Here is a 16,559-nt window from a genome sequence, read left to right on the forward strand (position 1 = left end):
GGGCCCCAAGGGTTTCCCAGGCTGCGGATGCGACCTCCCTTAACTCTGGTGAGCCGAAACCCGAAAAGAGAGACAGAGAGTGGCGAATCAGCCCCGCCCCAAGGTCAAGAAGTCGCGTGCCCTCGGCATCGCGCTGACCCCGAAGGCCGTCAAGTACTTCGAGGCCCGCCCCTACCCGCCGGGCGAGCACGGCCGTGGCCGTAAGCAGAACTCGGACTACAAGGTCCGTCTGCTCGAGAAGCAGCGTCTGCGCGCGCAGTACGACGTGTCCGAGCGTCAGCTCGTCCGCGCCTACGAGCGTGCCGCCAAGACGCAGGGCAAGACCGGTGAGGCCCTGGTCATCGAGCTGGAGCGTCGTCTCGACGCCCTGGTTCTGCGTTCGGGCATCGCCCGCACGATCTACCAGGCCCGCCAGATGGTCGTCCACGGCCACATCGAGGTCAACGGTGGCAAGGTCGACAAGCCGTCCTTCCGCGTCAAGCCCGACGACGTCGTGATGGTCCGCGAGCGCAGCCGCAGCAAGACGCTGTTCGAGGTCTCCCGCGCCGGTGGGTTCGCCCCCGACGGCGAGACCCCGCGCTACCTCCAGGTGAACCTCGGCGCCCTGGCGTTCCGCCTGGACCGCGAGCCGAACCGCAAGGAAATCCCGGTGATCTGCGACGAGCAGCTCGTCGTCGAGTACTACGCCCGCTGATCACTTCTCAGCGGACGTAGCACCACCTGCGCGTCAGCCCGTCGTCTCGCCGCCCTTCGAGGTGGGCGAGACGGCGGGCTTTCGCATGTCCGGACACAGCCCGCGCGGCGCAGGCACCGCACCGAGCGGCCGGACCCCGGCCCGCCCCAGCGCCCGCGACACCGCCGCCTCCTGCCCGAGCCGCGCCCCTTCCCGTACGCACTCCTCGTACCGCCCGTCACCCAGCCGCTCCCGGGCACTCGCCTCGCACCGCTCGTGCGGCGCGTTGTAGTACGCCGAGCCGAACAGCGGCAGGCCCACCGAGGGCCACATGCGGGAAGCGGCCCCCTGTAGCAGGGCGGCCTCCGCCGGATCGCCCTCCTCCGCGGTGACCAGCGCGAGCAGCTCGATGGCGAGGACCGTGCCGAGCAGGTCGTTGAAGGCGTGGCCGATGCCGATGCTCTCCTCCAGGAGACGCCGGGCCCGCGCCTGATCGCCCTCGGCCAGGGCCCCGTACGCCAGGACGTACAAGGCGTACGCCAGCGCCCAACGCTCCCCGTGGTCCTCGCACACCTGGCGGACGTCCTCGCACAGATTCACCGCGTCCGGCAGATCTCCCTGGAACGCCAGGGCCATCGCCAACTCGACCTGGCCCATCAGGACATTGCTGTTGAGCTCGCCGATCGCGTGGTAGCGGTCAAGGGCCGAGCGCAGCAGGGTTTCGGCGCGCGGCATGTCGTCCGTGAGCAGGGCCAGGCAGCCGGTGCGGTGCTCGGCATACGCCACGGCGGTGGCGTTGCCGGTACGGTCCGCCTCCGCACGGCACTCCTGCAACGCGGTCAGTGCGGGGATCATGTCGCCCTGCAGAACGGCCACATAGCCCAGCACCCACAGCGCCTTGAGCCGCGACTGATCACGATCACTGTCGAGTTCGACGCCGCGCTGCAGCCAGTGCCGCCCCTCCGACAGCCGGCCGCAGCCGACCCAGTAGAACCAGAGAGTGCCCGCGAGGTACTGGCCCAGGTGTGCCTCACCCGGCTCGGTCATACAGTGCTCCAGCGCGCGGCGCAGATTCGGCAGCTCCGCCTCGACGCGCGTCGCGACCTCGCCCTGGCGCGGCGAGAACCAGTCCAGCTCGCACCAGGTGGCCAGGCCCATGTACCAGTCGCGGTGGCGGCGGCGAAGCCGTGGGGCGTCGCCCGTCGCCTCCAGCCAGTGCGCACCGTAGGCGCCGACCGTGTCCAGCATCCGGTAGCGCACGCCCGCCGCCGTCTCCTCGCGGGACAGCACGGACTGCGCGAGCAACGCGCCCAGGACGTCGAGGACATCGTCGCTGTGCAGCCCGTCGCCGCTGCACACGTATTCGGCGGCCTCCAGGTCGAACCGCCCCGCGAACACGGACAGGCGTGACCACAGCAGCCGCTCCTCGGGCGTGCACAGCTCATGGCTCCAGCCGATCGTCGTACGCAGCGTCTGATGCCGAGGGAGCGCGTCGCGCCCGCCGCCTGTCAGCAGGCGGAAACGGTCCTCCAGACGGGACAGCAGCTGCGCGGGAGACAGGGCGCTCAGCCGCCCCGCCGCCAGCTCGACGGCGAGCGGGATCCCGTCGAGGCGCCGGCACAGCTCCCGTACGTCGGACCGGTTGCCGTCGTCCAGCGCGAACCCGGGCACCCGCGCCGCCGCCCGGTCCTCGAACAGCACCGCCGCCTCGGCCTCGGCCAGCGGCGCCAGCGGGAACAGCCGCTCGCCCTCCAGGTCCAGGGGCCGCCGCCCCACCGCGAGCACCCGCAGCCCCGGCGCGCACCGCAGCAGTTCGCCCACCAGCGAGGCACACACGTCCACCAGATGTTCGAACCCGTCCAGAACCAGCAGGAGTTGGCGCTCGGCGAGATCATCGAGAAGGACCTGACGCGGCGGCCTCGACGTGTGATCCGTCAGGCCGAGTGCCTCGACGACGGCGTGCTCGACGAGGTCCGGCGCGCGCACCGCGGACAGCTCCACGCGCCAAGCCCCGTCGCGTACGTCCGTCTGTGCCGCGGCCCGCGCCGCGAACCGTGACTTGCCGACACCCCCGACGCCAGTCACCGTCACCAGGCGGGACGTCTCCAGCGCCTCGGTGAGGTGGGCGAGTTCGGCCGAGCGGCCCACGAACGCGTTGAGTTCCAGGGGCAGGTTGCCGAGCGGCGAACGGTCGGAGCGCTGAGAGCCTTGCATGGGACACGGAGCGTACTGACCCGTGTGCGGTCCGTACAATCGCCTCCCGTGGCCCTGGTGCCGGGGGCGGTAATGCGGTACGGAGCGACGGCCTCGGCGCGATAGGCTCGGCCAACCGAAATTTTGGTTTCCGATGATCAATGCACGTATCAGGGAGCGGGTGCAGACAGTGTCCGGTGGAGAGGTGGCCGGGATTCTGGTGGCCGTCTTCTGGGCGATCCTGGTCTCCTTTCTCGCCGTCGCACTGGCGAGGCTGGCCCAGACGCTCAGGGCGACCACCAAGCTCGTGGCGGACGTGACCGACCAGGCCGTCCCGCTGCTTGCCGACGCCTCCTCGGCGGTGCGCTCCGCGCAGACCCAGATCGACCGCGTCGACGCCATCGCCTCCGACGTCCAGGAGGTCACGTCGAACGCGTCGGCGCTGTCCACCACGGTCGCCTCCACCTTCGGCGGCCCCCTGGTCAAGGTCGCGGCGTTCGGTTACGGCGTGCGCCGGGCCATCGGAGGCCGTCGCGAGAACGAGCCCCCCAAGGCGTCCCGCCGTACCGTGATCGTGGGCCGTACCGTCCCGTCGGCGCGACGGGGAAAGCGGAAGAAGGACTGACGCAGCGATGTTCCGCCGTACGTTCTGGTTCACCGCGGGCGCAGCCGCCGGCGTGTGGGCCACCACCAAAGTCAACCGCAAGCTCAGGCAGCTGACCCCCGAGAGCCTCGCGGCGAAGGCCGCGAACAAGGCGATCGACGCGGGTCACCGGCTCAAGGACTTCGCGCTCGACGTCCGCGACGGCATGGCCCAGCGAGAGGCCGAACTCGACGAGGTGCTCGGACTGAACGCGTCCGTCGACCACGAACTGCCGGGCCCCCGACGCCGCGCCGCGATCGAGAACCGCAACAACCCGGACTACAGCAAGAACCCGACGTACGTCGAGAGGTCGACGTACACGTACAACCGGAATGAGGACCACTGATGGAGTCGGCCGAGATTCGCCGCCGCTGGTTGAGCTTCTACGAGGAGCGCGGTCACACCGTCGTCCCCTCGGCGTCGCTCATCGCGGACGACCCGACTCTGCTCCTGGTCCCCGCGGGCATGGTCCCCTTCAAGCCGTACTTCCTCGGCGAGGTCAAGCCGCCGTGGCCGCGTGCCACCAGCGTGCAGAAGTGCGTGCGCACGCCCGACATCGAAGAGGTCGGCAAGACCACCCGGCACGGCACCTTCTTCCAGATGTGCGGCAACTTCTCCTTCGGCGACTACTTCAAGGAAGGTGCCATCACCTACGCCTGGGAGCTGCTCACCTCGCCCCAGGACAAGGGTGGTTACGGGCTCGACCCGGAGCGCCTGTGGATCACGGTCTACCTCGATGACGACGAGGCCGAGCAGATCTGGCGCGAGAAGATCGGCGTCCCCGCCGAGCGCATCCAGCGCCTCGGCAAGAAGGACAACTACTGGTCCATGGGCGTCCCCGGACCCTGCGGCCCGTGTTCCGAGATCAACTACGACCGCGGTCCGGAGTTCGGCGTCGAGGGCGGCCCGGCCGTCAACGACGAGCGGTACGTGGAGATCTGGAACCTGGTCTTCATGCAGTACGAGCGCGGCGAGGGCACCTCGAAGGAGGACTTCGAGATCCTCGGCGACCTGCCCAGCAAGAACATCGACACGGGCCTCGGCCTTGAGCGACTCGCCATGATTCTGCAGGACGTGCAGAACCTGTACGAGATCGACACCTCCATGGCCGTCATCAGGAAGGCCACCGAGCTGACGGGTGTCGAGTACGGCGCCGGTCACGACTCCGACGTCTCGCTGCGCGTGGTCACCGACCACATGCGTACGTCCGTGATGCTCATCGGCGACGGAGTCTCGCCCGGCAACGAAGGCCGTGGCTATGTGCTGCGCCGCATCATGCGCCGCGCCATCCGCAACATGCGACTGCTCGGAGCCGGCGGCCCGGTCGTGCAGGACCTCATCGACGTCGTGATCGAGATGATGGGCCGGCAGTACCCGGAGCTGGTCTCCGACCGCAGGCGCATCGAGACCGTGGCCCTTGCCGAGGAGGCCGCCTTCGTCAAGACGCTGAGGGCCGGCACGAACATCCTCGACACCGCTGTCTCGGAGACCAAGGCCGCCGGTGGCAAGGTGCTGGCCGGCGACAAGGCCTTCCTGCTCCACGACACCTGGGGCTTCCCGATCGACCTCACCCTCGAAATGGCCGCCGAACAGGGCCTTTCGGTGGACGAGGACGGCTTCCGCCGCCTGATGAAGGAACAGCGGGACAAGGCCAAGGCCGACGCCCGGTCCAAGAAGACCGGCCACGCCGACCTCGGTGCCTACCGCCAGATCGCCGACGCCGCCGGTGAGACCGACTTCATCGGATACGACAGGACCGAGGGCGAGTCGACGATCGTCGGCATCCTGGTCGACGGCGCCTCGTCCCCCGCCGCCACCGAGGGCGACGAGGTCGAGATCGTCCTCGACCGCACCCCGTTCTACGCCGAGGGCGGCGGCCAGATCGGCGACACCGGTCGCATCAGGCTCGACACCGGTGCCGTCGTCGAGGTCCGCGACTGCCAGAAGCCGGTCCCGGGCGTGTACGTCCACAAGGGCGTCGTCCAGGTCGGCGAGGTCACCGTCGGTGCCAAGGCCCAGGCCTCCATCGACGCCCACCGCCGCAAGTCCATCGCCCGCGCCCACTCGGCCACGCACCTCACCCACCAGGCCCTGCGCGACGCCCTCGGCCCGACGGCCGCCCAGGCCGGTTCCGAGAACCAGCCCGGCCGTTTCCGCTTCGACTTCGGCTCCCCGTCGGCCGTACCGCACACGGTGATGGCCGATGTCGAACAGCAGATCAACGAGGTGCTCGCCCGAGACCTGGACGTGCACGCCGAGGTCCTGAGCCTCGACGAGGCCAAGAAGCAGGGCGCCATCGCCGAGTTCGGCGAGAAGTACGGCGAGCGCGTCCGCGTCGTCACCATCGGCGACTTCTCCAAGGAACTCTGCGGCGGCACGCACGTCCACAACACCGCCCAGCTCGGCCTGGTCAAGCTGCTCGGCGAGTCGTCCATCGGCTCCGGCGTACGCCGCATCGAGGCCCTGGTCGGCGTGGACGCGTACAACTTCCTCGCCCGCGAGCACACGGTCGTCGCCCAGCTCCAGGAGCTGGTCAAGGGCCGTTCCGAGGAGCTCCCGGAGAAGATCTCCGCCATGCTCGGCAAGCTGAAGGACGCTGAGAAGGAGATCGAGAAGTTCCGCGCGGAGAAGGTCCTCCAGGCCGCCGGCGGTCTCGTCGACTCCGCCAAGGACGTACGCGGTGTCGCTCTCGTCACCGGCCAGGTCCCGGACGGCACCAGCGCCGACGACCTGCGCAAGCTGGTCCTCGATGTGCGCGGCCGTATCCAGGGCGGACGGGCCGCCGTGGTCGCCCTGTTCACCACGGCGAAGGGTAAGCCGCTCACGGTGATCGCCACCAACGAGGCCGCCCGCGAGCGCGGTCTCAAGGCCGGCGAGCTGGTCCGTACGGCCGCCAAGACCCTCGGCGGCGGCGGCGGCGGCAAGCCGGACGTCGCCCAGGGCGGCGGCCAGAACCCGGCCGCCATCGGCGACGCCATCGACGCGGTCGAGCGGCTCGTCGCCGAGACGGCCAAGTAGGGTCCCGGGACATGCGCAGAGGACGTCGTCTCGCGATCGACGTCGGGGATGCCCGTATCGGGGTCGCCTCGTGCGACCCCGACGGGATCCTCGCGACCCCGGTCGAGACGGTCCCGGGGCGCGACGTCCCCGCGGCGCACCGCCGGTTGAAGCAACTCGTCGAGGAGTACGAACCGATCGAGGTGATCGTCGGCCTCCCTCGCTCCCTCAAGGGCGGCGAGGGTCCGGCCGCGGTCAAGGTCCGTGCCTTCGTCCAGGACCTCGCCCGGGGCATCGCTCCCGTTCCGGTCCGGCTCGTGGACGAGCGCATGACCACGGTGACGGCCAGTCAGGGCCTGCGAGCCTCGGGCGTGAAGTCCAAGAAGGGCAGGTCCGTCATCGATCAGGTGGCGGCCGTGATCATCCTTCAGCAGGCTTTGGAGTCCGAACGGGTGTCGGGTAAATCTCCGGGCGAGGGCGTCGAAGTGGTTGTCTGATCGCGATACGGTAACGTTCCGCGCGATGCGGCTCTGTTCGAACAGCCGCCGCACAGCAGAAGAGACGGAACGGAGGCGGTGCCGCAAGCACCGCGTGCCCGCCGCCTCGCGGCTCTAGGGGATCAATGACTGAGTATGGCCGGGGCCCAGGCTCCGAACCGTGGCATCCGGAGGACCCGTTGTTCGGGGACAACGGATGGGGAGGACAGGCCGACGACGGCCAGTCCCCCTACGGCGGCCAGCCGCAGCAGTATCCGCAGCAGCCGCAACAGCAACAACACCACCAGCAACAGCACCAGCAGTACGGCGAGTGGGCCGCCGGTCAGCAGGGTGGCTACGGTCAGGACCAGCAGCAGTACCAGGGCCAGGGGCAGTTCCCTGCCCAGAGCCAGCAGCCCTATGTCGACCAAGGACAGCAGCAGTACGCGGACCAGAGCCAGCAGCAGTACGGCGGCCAGGGTCAGCAGCCGTACGGCGGTCAAGGGCAGCAGCCCTACGCGGACCAGGGTCAGCAACAGCAGTACGTGAATCAGGGTCAGCAACAGCAGTACGGCGGCCAGGGCCAGCAGTACGACAACAGCGGCTGGGGCAACGGGGCGCATCAGCAGGTCCCCTACGCCGCCGACCCGGCCGACCCCTACGGGGGCCAGCCCGTTGCGTACGGCGGTGAGCAGCCCGACCAGTACGGGACCCCCGACGCCTACCCGCCCCCCGAGCCGCCGGCCCGCCGTCGCGCCGAACCCGAGCCGAAGACCGACTGGGATCCCGGACCCGACCAGGGTGAGCACGCCTTCTTCGCCGGGGGTGGCGACGATGACGACGATGCGGACGACGACGATCCCAAGGGCCGCGGCGGACGCGGTGACAAGAAGGGCAGAGGCGGCGGCAAAGGCAAGAAACGCCGCAGCGGGTGTGCCTGTCTGGTGGTCGTCCTGGTCTTCGGAGGCGGGATCGGCGGAGTCGGGTATTTCGGGTACCAGTTCTATCAGGATCGTTTCGGCGCGGCGCCCGACTATGCCGGGGACGGCACGGGCGACAGCGTGAACGTCACCATTCCCAAGGGTTCCGGCGGTTATGCGATCGGGCAGGCGTTGAAGGACGCCGGCGTGGTCAAGAGCGTCGACGCTTTTGTGGCCGCGCAATCCCAGAATCCCAAGGGCAATTCCATTCAGGCGGGCGTCTACACGCTCAAGAAGGAAATGTCAGGGGAAAGCGTCGTCGCGTTGATGCTCAGTCCTGCCAGCCGCAACAACCTGATCATTGCCGAGGGTAAGCGCAATTCTGAGATCTACGCGATGATCGATACCCGTCTTGAGGTCAAGAAGGGCACGACCAAGGGCGTCGCGGAGAAGGACTGGAAGAGCCTCGGTCTCCCTGACTGGGCGAACACCGACAAGGACATCAAGGACCCGCTGGAAGGATTCCTCTACCCCTCCAGCTATCCCGTTTCCAAGGGTATGGAGCCCAAGGAAGTCCTGGAGCAGATGGTCGACCTGGCCAAGGAGAAGTACGCCGACTACGGCCTTGAGTCCAAGGCCGCGGGCCTGAAACTGAAGAATCCGCTGGAGCTCCTCACCGTGGCGAGTCTCGTCCAGGCCGAGGGGAAGACGCATGAGGACTTCCGCAAGATGTCCGAGGTCATCTACAACCGCCTGAAGCCCACCAATACGGAGACCAACCAGCTGCTGCAGTTCGACTCGACCTTCAACTATTTGAAGGGGCAGAGTAAGATCAACATCAGCGAGTCCGAAATCAACAGCAACCAGGACCCGTACAACACGTACACGCAGAAGGGCCTCCCGCCCGGGCCCATTGACAACCCTGGTGACGACGCGTTGAAGGCCGCGCTGAATCCGACGGGCGACGGCTGGATCTACTTCGTGGCGACCGACGGTCAGAACAAGACGGAGTTCGCCAAGACATACGCGGAATTCAAGGATCTCAAGGAAAAGTTCAATGACAGCTCGGGCAGCTGACGCCCGCCGGGCCGCCGTACTCGGTTCCCCGATCGCCCACTCCCTCTCCCCGGTGCTGCACCGTGCCGCCTACGCGGAACTCGGCCTCGGAGACTGGTCGTACGACCGCTTCGAGGTCGACGAGGAGGCGCTGCCGGGGTTCATCGGGAAACTCGGGCCGGAGTGGGCGGGGCTTTCGCTGACCATGCCGCTGAAGAGGGCCGTGATGCCGCTGCTCGACGAGGTCAGTGAGACGGCGGGCTCGGTGGAGGCGGTCAACACGGTCGTGTTCACCGAGGACGGTCGTCGCGTCGGCGACAACACCGACATCCCCGGGATGGTCGCCGCCCTGCGCGAGCGGGGCATCGAGCAGGTCGACTCCGCCGCGATCCTCGGCGCGGGTGCCACCGCCTCGTCGGCGCTCGCCGCGCTGGCCCGGATCTGCACGGGCGAGGTCGTCGCGTACGTCCGTAGTGCGGAGCGTGCCGCCGAGATGCGGCAGTGGGGCGAGCGGCTCGACGTGGAGGTGCGGACGGAGGGCTGGGCGGACGCCGGTCAGGCGCTGCGCGCGCCGCTCGTGATCGCCACGACCCCGGCGGGCACGACGGACGCGCTGGCCGCGGCCACTCCCGAACAGCCCGCGACCCTCTTCGACGTGCTGTACGACCCATGGCCGACCCAGCTCGCGGCGCGCTGGTCGGCGTACGGAGGCGCGGTCGTGAGCGGGCTCGATCTGCTGGTGCACCAGGCGGTGCTCCAGGTCGAGCAGATGACCGGGCGTTCCCCCGCGCCGCTCGACGCCATGCGGAAGGCCGGCGAGCACGCTCTCGCCGGGCGCTGACCCGTCGGCGTCCGTCCGTCTGATGGACCTGTGACCGGTTCTCATACGTGGACGTGGGAGGATCGGGGTGGCGGGCCTGGGCCGCGCACCCGGTCGCGCCGTCGCGGTACGCGAGGACGCGCGTACGCAGCAGCAGTACCAGGGCGCGAGCATGAGGAGCACCGTTGAGCAGGTTGCGCTGGCTGACCGCGGGGGAATCCCACGGTCCCGCACTTGTCGCGACGCTGGAGGGACTTCCCGCCGGCGTGCCGATCACCACGGACATGGTGGCGGACCATCTGGCCCGGCGGCGGCTCGGCTACGGGCGCGGTGCCCGGATGAAGTTCGAGCGCGACGAGATCACCTTCCTGGGCGGCGTACGCCACGGGCTCACCCTCGGTTCGCCGGTGGCCATCATGGTCGGCAACACCGAGTGGCCCAAGTGGGAACAGGTCATGTCGGCCGACCCCATCGATCCGGAGATCCTCGCCGATGTCGCCCGCAACGCCCCGCTGACCCGGCCCCGGCCCGGTCACGCGGACCTCGCGGGCATGCAGAAGTACGGCTTCGACGAGGCACGGCCGATCCTGGAGCGGGCGAGCGCGCGGGAGACGGCGGCGCGGGTGGCGCTGGGTGCGGTGGCCCGTTCGTACCTGAAGGAGACGGCCGGGATCGAGATCGTCTCGCACGTCGTCGAGCTGGCGGCGGCGAAGGCCCCGTACGGCGTCTACCCCAAGCCCTCCGACGTGGAGAAGCTCGACGCCGATCCGGTGCGCTGCCTGGACAGCGACGCGTCGAAGGCGATGGTCGCGGAGATCGACCAGGCCCACAAGGACGGCGACACGCTCGGTGGCGTGGTCGAGGTGCTGGCGTACGGCGTGCCGGTGGGTCTCGGCTCGCACGTGCACTGGGACCGGCGGCTGGATGCCCGGCTCGCGGCCGCGCTCATGGGTATCCAGGCGATCAAGGGTGTCGAGGTCGGCGACGGTTTCGAGCTGGCGCGGGTGCCAGGCTCGCAGGCGCACGACGAGATCGTGCACACCGAGGACGGCATCCGGCGCACCTCCGGTCACTCCGGCGGCACCGAGGGCGGTCTGACCACCGGTGAGCTGCTGCGCGTTCGTGCGGCGATGAAGCCGATCGCGACCGTGCCGCGCGCGCTGGCGACCATCGACGTGGCCACCGGCGAGGCGGCCAAGGCGCACCACCAGCGCTCGGACGTGTGCGCGGTTCCGGCCGCCGGGATCGTCGCGGAGGCGATGGTGGCGCTGGTTCTGGCGGACGCCGTGGCGGAGAAGTTCGGTGGGGACAGCGTCCCGGAGACACGCCGCAACGTGCGGTCCTACCTCGAGAACCTGGTCGTGCGGTGACCGGTCCGCGGATCGTCCTCGTCGGCCCGATGGGCGTGGGCAAGTCCACGGTGGGCGCGCTGGTCGCCGAGCGGCTCGGCTGTGTCTACCGGGACACCGACGACGACATCGTGGGGGAGCAGGGCCGCACCATCGCCGACATCTTCGTCGACGACGGTGAGCCGGTCTTCCGCGCGATCGAGAAGCAGGCCGTGAAGCGGGCGCTGGCCGAGCACGACGGTGTCCTGGCGCTCGGCGGCGGCGCGATCCTGGACGAGGAGACACGCGCTCTGCTCGCCGGGCACCAGGTCGTGTACCTCTCGATGGACGTCGAGGAGGCGGTCAGGCGCACCGGCCTCAACACGGCGAGGCCGCTGCTGGCCGTCAACCCGCGCCGGCAGTGGCGCGAGCTGATGGACGCGCGCCGCGACCTGTACACCGAAGTCGCCCGGGCGGTCGTGGCAACCGACGACCGCACCCCCGAAGAGGTCACCCAAGCGGTCCTCGACGCACTGGAGTTGAAGGAAGCATGAGCGAGGCAGTGACCCGTATCCAGGTCGGCGGAACCGCGGGCACCGAGCCCTACGAGGTGCTGGTCGGCCGTCAACTCCTCGGTGAGCTGGGCGGGTTGATCGGCGACAAGGCCCAGCGTGTCGCGATCATCCACCCCGAGTCGCTCGCCGACACCGGTGAGGCCCTCCGTGCCGACCTGGCCGAGCAGGGCTACGAGGCCGTCGCCATCCAGGTGCCGAACGCCGAGGAGGCCAAGACCGTCGAGGTCGCCGCCTACTGCTGGAAGGCGCTCGGGCAGTCCGGCTTCACCCGCACCGACGTCATCGTGGGCGTCGGCGGCGGGGCCACCACCGACCTGGCCGGGTTCGTGGCGGCGACCTGGCTGCGTGGCGTGCGCTGGATCGCGGTCCCGACCACCGTGCTGGCCATGGTGGACGCGGCGGTCGGCGGCAAGACCGGCATCAACACCGCCGAGGGCAAGAACCTCGTCGGCGCCTTCCACCCGCCGGCCGGTGTGCTCTGCGACCTGGCCGCGCTGGACTCACTGCCGGTCAACGACTTCGTGTCCGGGCTCGCGGAGGTCATCAAGGCCGGTTTCATCGCCGACCCGGTGATCCTGGAGCTCATCGAGGAGGACCCCGAGGCGGCCCGCACGCCGGCCGGTCCGCACACGGCCGAGCTGATCGAGCGGTCCATCAAGGTCAAGGCGGAGGTCGTCTCCGGCGACCTCAAGGAGTCCGGGCTGCGCGAGATCCTCAACTACGGGCACACCCTCGCGCACGCGATCGAGAAGAACGAGCGCTACAAGTGGCGGCACGGCGCGGCCGTTTCCGTCGGTATGCACTTCGCCGCGGAACTCGGCCGTCTCGCGGGCCGGTTGGACGACGCGACCGCCGACCGTCACCGCACGATCCTGGAGTCCGTCGGCCTCCCGCTGAGCTACCGCTACGACCAGTGGCCCAAGCTCCTGGAGAACATGAAGCTCGACAAGAAGTCCCGCGGCAACCTGCTCCGCTTCATCGTCCTGGACGGCCTCGCCAAGCCGACCGTCCTGGAGGGACCCGATCCGGCCGTCCTCCTCGCCGCGTATGGCGAAGTGGGGGAGTAGGCGCGGATCCACGGCTCACGGTGACGTGGCTCAGGAGTGCTCACGGCGACGTGGCTCAAGAGGGCTCACGGCGACGTGACTTAAGAACGTAACGTCCAACGGGCCCGCACTTGGCCCGATTTGCCCCCGTCCGACGGGCACTTCATACCCTCCCCGGCCGTTCACACAACGGCGGCCGGGGAAGGTACCGTTCGGTAGCGAGTGGGCCTCGGGCCTCGCTCGCCAGCGCCAGTTGTCTGCCGCGAGGGAGCCGAAGGGACGCGTCGGTGTCGAGAGCGTGAGCGCGCGGAGGCCCGAAGGGCTGAGCGTGATCGCGCCCGGGACACTGATGGAGGCGTCCCGGAGGCGAACGAGCCAAAGAACCACGAGACGGAGTGGCACCGGATGCAGCACGCAGTGGGGGGTCCGCTGCCGCCGCCCCACCAGCCGGGGCAGGGACCGGCCGCCGGCTGGTCGCCGGCCGGACCGCAGCCCGGACACCCGGGTCCCGTACCCCCGCCACCGCCGGCCCCCGGTTTCACCGGCCCGCCACCGGGACACATGGCGCCGCACCCGCACGCACCGCAGCACATGCCCCCGCAGCACGCCCCCGTGCCGCCCAAGCCGGACACCACCGGCCATGTGCAGCTGCCCCCGGGCGGGCCCGTCGCCATGCCGAGCGCGCCGCCCGCCGCGGGCCATGCCGACCCCACGTCCACCACGCTCGCGGTGCTGCTGATCGGCCCCGCGGGCGCCGGGAAGACCAGCGTCGCCAAGTACTGGGCCGATCACCGCCGGGTCCCCACCGCCCACATCAGCCTCGACGACGTACGCGAATGGGTGCGCTCGGGTTTCGCCGACCCGCAGTCGGGGTGGAACGACCATTCGGAGGCGCAGTACCGCCTGGCCCGCCGCACCTGCGGATTCGCCGCACGGAACTTCCTGGCCAACGGCATCTCCTGCATCCTCGACGACGCCGTCTTCCCGGACCGTCCGGTCGTCGGCCTCGGCGGCTGGAAGCGGCACGTCGGGCCGGGCCTGCTGCCCGTCGTCCTGCTGCCGGGCCTGGAGATAGTCCTGGAGCGCAACGCCGAGCGCTCCGGAAACCGCCGCCTCACCGACGAGGAAGTCGCCCGCATCCACGGCCGGATGGCCGGCTGGTACGGCTCGGGGCTCCCCATCATCGACAACTCGCAACTCGACGTACCGACCACGGCCCGCGTCCTGGACGACGTCCTCGCGCGGTCGATCGCCAGCCCGCCTCAGTGGTGATCCGGGCGGGCTCGCGGTCGATCGCCGGCCCGCCCCAGTGGTAGTCCCGGCGGGCCCGCCGCCCGTCCAGCCCCGTTGAACCGGCGCCATCCGGCCACCGCTCGTACGCTCGGTTTATGTCAGAGGTGTACGCGGCCCGCCGAGAGCGGCTCCGGGAGCGCTGTACGGCGGGCGGCAGCGCTACGGCGCTCGTCACCCGCCCGGCCAATGTGAGGTATCTCGCCGGTGCGGCCCCGCGCGGCGCCGTCCTGCTGCTCGGCAGGGGTGAGGACGTGCTGCTCTTCGGTGGTCCGCCGGGCGGCGGGGCCGAGGAGGGCCGCCCGGACCAGGCGCTGCGTGTGCAGGTGCTGCCGGGCCCCGGCGGTGACCCGGCCGTCGCCGCGGCCGATGTGGCTCTCGCGCAGGGCGCCGAGTCCCTCGCGGTGGAGGAGCACCACCTGACCGTGACCCGGCACCGTGCGCTCGGCTCGGTGGCGCCCCGGCTGCGCCTCGCCGACCTGGGCGGCGCGGTGGAGCAACTGCGAGTGATCAAGGACGAGGAGGAGATCTCCTGTCTGCGGATCGGCGCCGAGATCGCCGACCAGGCGCTGGGGGAACTCCTCGAATCGATCCTGGTCGGCCGGACCGAGCGTCATCTCGCGCTTGAGCTGGAGCGCCGCCTCGTCGATCACGGCGCAGACGGCCCGGCCTTCGCGACCTCGGTCGGCACAGGGCCGAACTCCGGGCGCCGTGGCCACCGGCCCACCGACCGGCGGGTCGAGGAGGGAGATTTCCTCTCCGTCTGCCTCGGTGCGAGCTACCGCGGCTACCGCTGTGAGATCGGCCGTACGTTCGTGATCGGGACCTCGCCCGCCGACTGGCAGATCGAGCTGTACGACCTCGTCTTCGCCGCCCAGCGCGCCGGACGCGAGGCGCTGACACCCGGCGCCGCCTACCGGGACGTGGACCGCGCGGCCCGCCAGGTACTCGACTCCGCGGGGTACACGGAAGGCCTTCCTCCGCTGACCGGGCACGGTGTGGGGCTCGAAATCGACGAGGACCCGCAGCTGGCCCCCGCGGCCATGGGTAAACTGGACGCTTGCGTGCCGGTCACCGTCGAACCGGGGGTCCACCTCCCGGGACGGGGCGGTGTCCGGATCGATGACACGCTCGTCGTACGCCCCGAGGCGGACGGCGGACCCGAGCTACTCACCATTACGACCAAGGAACTGCTCGCGCTCTAGCCTTCGAGCTGCGCGCGTGCACCGGGGTCGTCCACGTCAGTCCAGGAGATTCCGCAACCGTGGCTTCCACGAACGACCTCAAGAACGGCCTGGTACTCAAGCTCGACGGAGGCCAGCTCTGGTCCGTCGTCGAGTTCCAGCACGTCAAGCCCGGCAAGGGCCCGGCCTTCGTGCGCACCAAGCTGAAGAACGTGCTCTCCGGCAAGGTCGTCGACAAGACGTTCAACGCCGGCGTCAAGGTCGAGACGGCCACGATCGACAAGCGCGACATGCAGTTCTCGTACATGGACGGCGAGTACTTCGTCTTCATGGACCTGGACACGTACGACCAGCTGATGGTCGACCGCAAGTCCGTCGGCGATGCCGCCAACTTCCTGATCGAGGGCTTCACGGCCAGCGTCGCGCAGCACGAGGGTTCGGTGCTCTTCGTCGAGCTGCCGGCCGCCGTCGAGCTCGTCATCCAGGAGACCGAGCCCGGCGTCCAGGGCGACCGCTCCACCGGCGGCACCAAGCCCGCCACCCTGGAGACCGGTCACCAGATCAACGTCCCGCTCTTCATCACCACCGGTGAGAAGATCAAGGTCGACACCCGCACGAGCGACTACCTCGGCCGGGTGAACAGCTAACCGTGGCTGCCCGCAATACGGCCCGCAAGCGCGCCTTCCAGATCCTCTTCGAGGGCGACCAGCGCGACGCGGACGTTCAGACGGTCCTCGCGGACTGGATCCGGCACTCCCGGACCGACACCCGGCAGCCGCCGGTGAGCGAGTACACGATGCAGCTTGTCGAGGGCTACGCCACCAAGGCGAGGCGGATCGACGACCTCATCGCGCAGTACTCCGTCGGCTGGACGCTCGACAGGATGCCGGTCGTCGACCGCAACATCCTGCGCCTCGGTGCCTACGAGCTGATCTGGGTCGACGAGACCCCGGACGCCGTGGTGCTCGACGAGGCGGTACAGCTGGCGAAGGAGTTCTCCACGGACGATTCACCCGCGTTCGTGAACGGTCTCCTCGGCCGGCTCAAGGACCTGAAGCCGTCACTCCGCCGGGACGAGTCCTGAGGCGAGTCTCAGGACGCACAGAACGGCGCGCGAAAGCGACGAAAGCAACGAAAATGCCTGAGGGCCCGCAGCGCGTCCGCTGCGGGCCCTCAGGCGTTCGGCTGCCCTCCGCTGCCCCCGAGCTCTCCGAGGGCCGCAGAAAGCCGCCGGGGGGGGGGGGGCGGGGGGGGGGGGGGCCCCCCCCCCCCCCGGGGGGGGGGATCTGTGGGTGGGGGGAAAGCCCGCCGGGGGGGGGCGGGGGGGGCCCCGCCCCCGGCCACCACCCCCCCCCCAG

The 16,559-nt window shown here is 69.9% G+C and carries 15 protein-coding genes; 14 read left to right on the forward strand and 1 reads right to left on the reverse strand.

The genetic code is table 11. The features are described 5' to 3' along the window. The first annotated feature begins 79 nt into the window (after positions 1 to 79). The gene (gene rpsD / locus ACIPC1_RS27110; protein WP_365438425.1) at positions 80 to 694 is read left to right on the forward strand and encodes a 30S ribosomal protein S4; all 615 of its coding nucleotides are present in this window, start codon (positions 80 to 82) and stop codon (positions 692 to 694) included. Between the two features lie 33 nt (positions 695 to 727). On the opposite strand, the gene ACIPC1_RS27115 is transcribed toward rpsD, so the two are convergent. Next, positions 728 to 2,887: an ATP-binding protein gene (locus tag ACIPC1_RS27115; RefSeq protein ID WP_402521272.1), complete on the reverse strand. Its 2,160-nt coding sequence runs from the start codon at positions 2,885 to 2,887 to the stop codon at positions 728 to 730. A 160-nt stretch (positions 2,888 to 3,047) separates the two neighbouring features. On the opposite strand from ACIPC1_RS27115, the gene ACIPC1_RS27120 reads away from it, so the two are divergent. The 13 genes from ACIPC1_RS27120 to nusB all read left to right on the forward strand — a co-directional run bounded on the left by ACIPC1_RS27120 (position 3,048) and on the right by nusB (position 16,285). Beyond that, a complete protein-coding gene (locus tag ACIPC1_RS27120; protein ID WP_402521444.1) occupies positions 3,048 to 3,491 on the forward strand; it encodes a DUF948 domain-containing protein in 444 nt (147 codons plus the stop codon). Positions 3,492 to 3,498: 7 nt separating this feature from the next. After that, the gene (locus ACIPC1_RS27125; RefSeq protein ID WP_402521275.1) at positions 3,499 to 3,855 is read left to right on the forward strand and encodes a DUF6167 family protein; all 357 of its coding nucleotides are present in this window, start codon (positions 3,499 to 3,501) and stop codon (positions 3,853 to 3,855) included. Then, positions 3,855 to 6,527, forward strand: coding sequence for an alanine--tRNA ligase (alaS, locus tag ACIPC1_RS27130; RefSeq protein ID WP_402521278.1), 2,673 nt, complete (start codon positions 3,855 to 3,857; stop codon positions 6,525 to 6,527). The genes ACIPC1_RS27125 and alaS overlap by 1 nt, the downstream gene beginning before the upstream one ends. A gap of 11 nt (positions 6,528 to 6,538) precedes the next feature. After that, positions 6,539 to 7,003 (forward strand): Holliday junction resolvase RuvX, encoded by a 465-nt coding sequence (gene ruvX, locus ACIPC1_RS27135; protein WP_402521281.1) that lies wholly within the window; start codon positions 6,539 to 6,541, stop codon positions 7,001 to 7,003. Positions 7,004 to 7,128: 125 nt separating this feature from the next. Next, positions 7,129 to 8,979, forward strand: coding sequence for an endolytic transglycosylase MltG (gene mltG, locus ACIPC1_RS27140; RefSeq protein ID WP_402521284.1), 1,851 nt, complete (start codon positions 7,129 to 7,131; stop codon positions 8,977 to 8,979). Beyond that, positions 8,960 to 9,799 carry a shikimate dehydrogenase gene (locus tag ACIPC1_RS27145; protein ID WP_402521286.1) on the forward strand — a complete coding sequence of 280 codons (840 nt, stop codon included), beginning with the start codon at positions 8,960 to 8,962 and terminating at the stop codon, positions 9,797 to 9,799. Before mltG ends, ACIPC1_RS27145 begins: the two co-directional genes overlap by 20 nt. Positions 9,800 to 9,963: 164 nt before the next feature. Further along, positions 9,964 to 11,148, forward strand: a complete 1,185-nt coding sequence (gene aroC / locus ACIPC1_RS27150; RefSeq protein WP_384389248.1) for a chorismate synthase — start codon at positions 9,964 to 9,966, stop codon at positions 11,146 to 11,148. Between the two features lie 29 nt (positions 11,149 to 11,177). Next, the gene (locus ACIPC1_RS27155; protein ID WP_384389265.1) at positions 11,178 to 11,660 is read left to right on the forward strand and encodes a shikimate kinase; all 483 of its coding nucleotides are present in this window, start codon (positions 11,178 to 11,180) and stop codon (positions 11,658 to 11,660) included. Continuing rightward, a complete protein-coding gene (gene aroB, locus ACIPC1_RS27160; protein ID WP_402521289.1) occupies positions 11,657 to 12,748 on the forward strand; it encodes a 3-dehydroquinate synthase in 1,092 nt (363 codons plus the stop codon). Before ACIPC1_RS27155 ends, aroB begins: the two co-directional genes overlap by 4 nt. Positions 12,749 to 13,132: 384 nt before the next feature. Further along, positions 13,133 to 13,999, forward strand: a complete 867-nt coding sequence (locus tag ACIPC1_RS27165; RefSeq protein ID WP_402521291.1) for a Pro-rich N-terminal domain-containing protein — start codon at positions 13,133 to 13,135, stop codon at positions 13,997 to 13,999. 116 nt (positions 14,000 to 14,115) lie between these two features. Continuing rightward, the gene (locus tag ACIPC1_RS27170) at positions 14,116 to 15,222 is read left to right on the forward strand and encodes a M24 family metallopeptidase (RefSeq protein WP_384389256.1); all 1,107 of its coding nucleotides are present in this window, start codon (positions 14,116 to 14,118) and stop codon (positions 15,220 to 15,222) included. A gap of 59 nt (positions 15,223 to 15,281) precedes the next feature. Next, positions 15,282 to 15,848, forward strand: a complete 567-nt coding sequence (gene efp, locus ACIPC1_RS27175; RefSeq protein ID WP_402521293.1) for an elongation factor P — start codon at positions 15,282 to 15,284, stop codon at positions 15,846 to 15,848. 2 nt (positions 15,849 to 15,850) lie between these two features. Beyond that, positions 15,851 to 16,285, forward strand: coding sequence for a transcription antitermination factor NusB (gene nusB / locus ACIPC1_RS27180; RefSeq protein ID WP_384389259.1), 435 nt, complete (start codon positions 15,851 to 15,853; stop codon positions 16,283 to 16,285). Positions 16,286 to 16,559 lie beyond the last annotated feature (274 nt).

The organism is Streptomyces sp. NPDC087263, from assembly GCF_044744645.1.
Classification (GTDB): Bacteria; Actinomycetota; Actinomycetes; order Streptomycetales; family Streptomycetaceae; genus Streptomyces.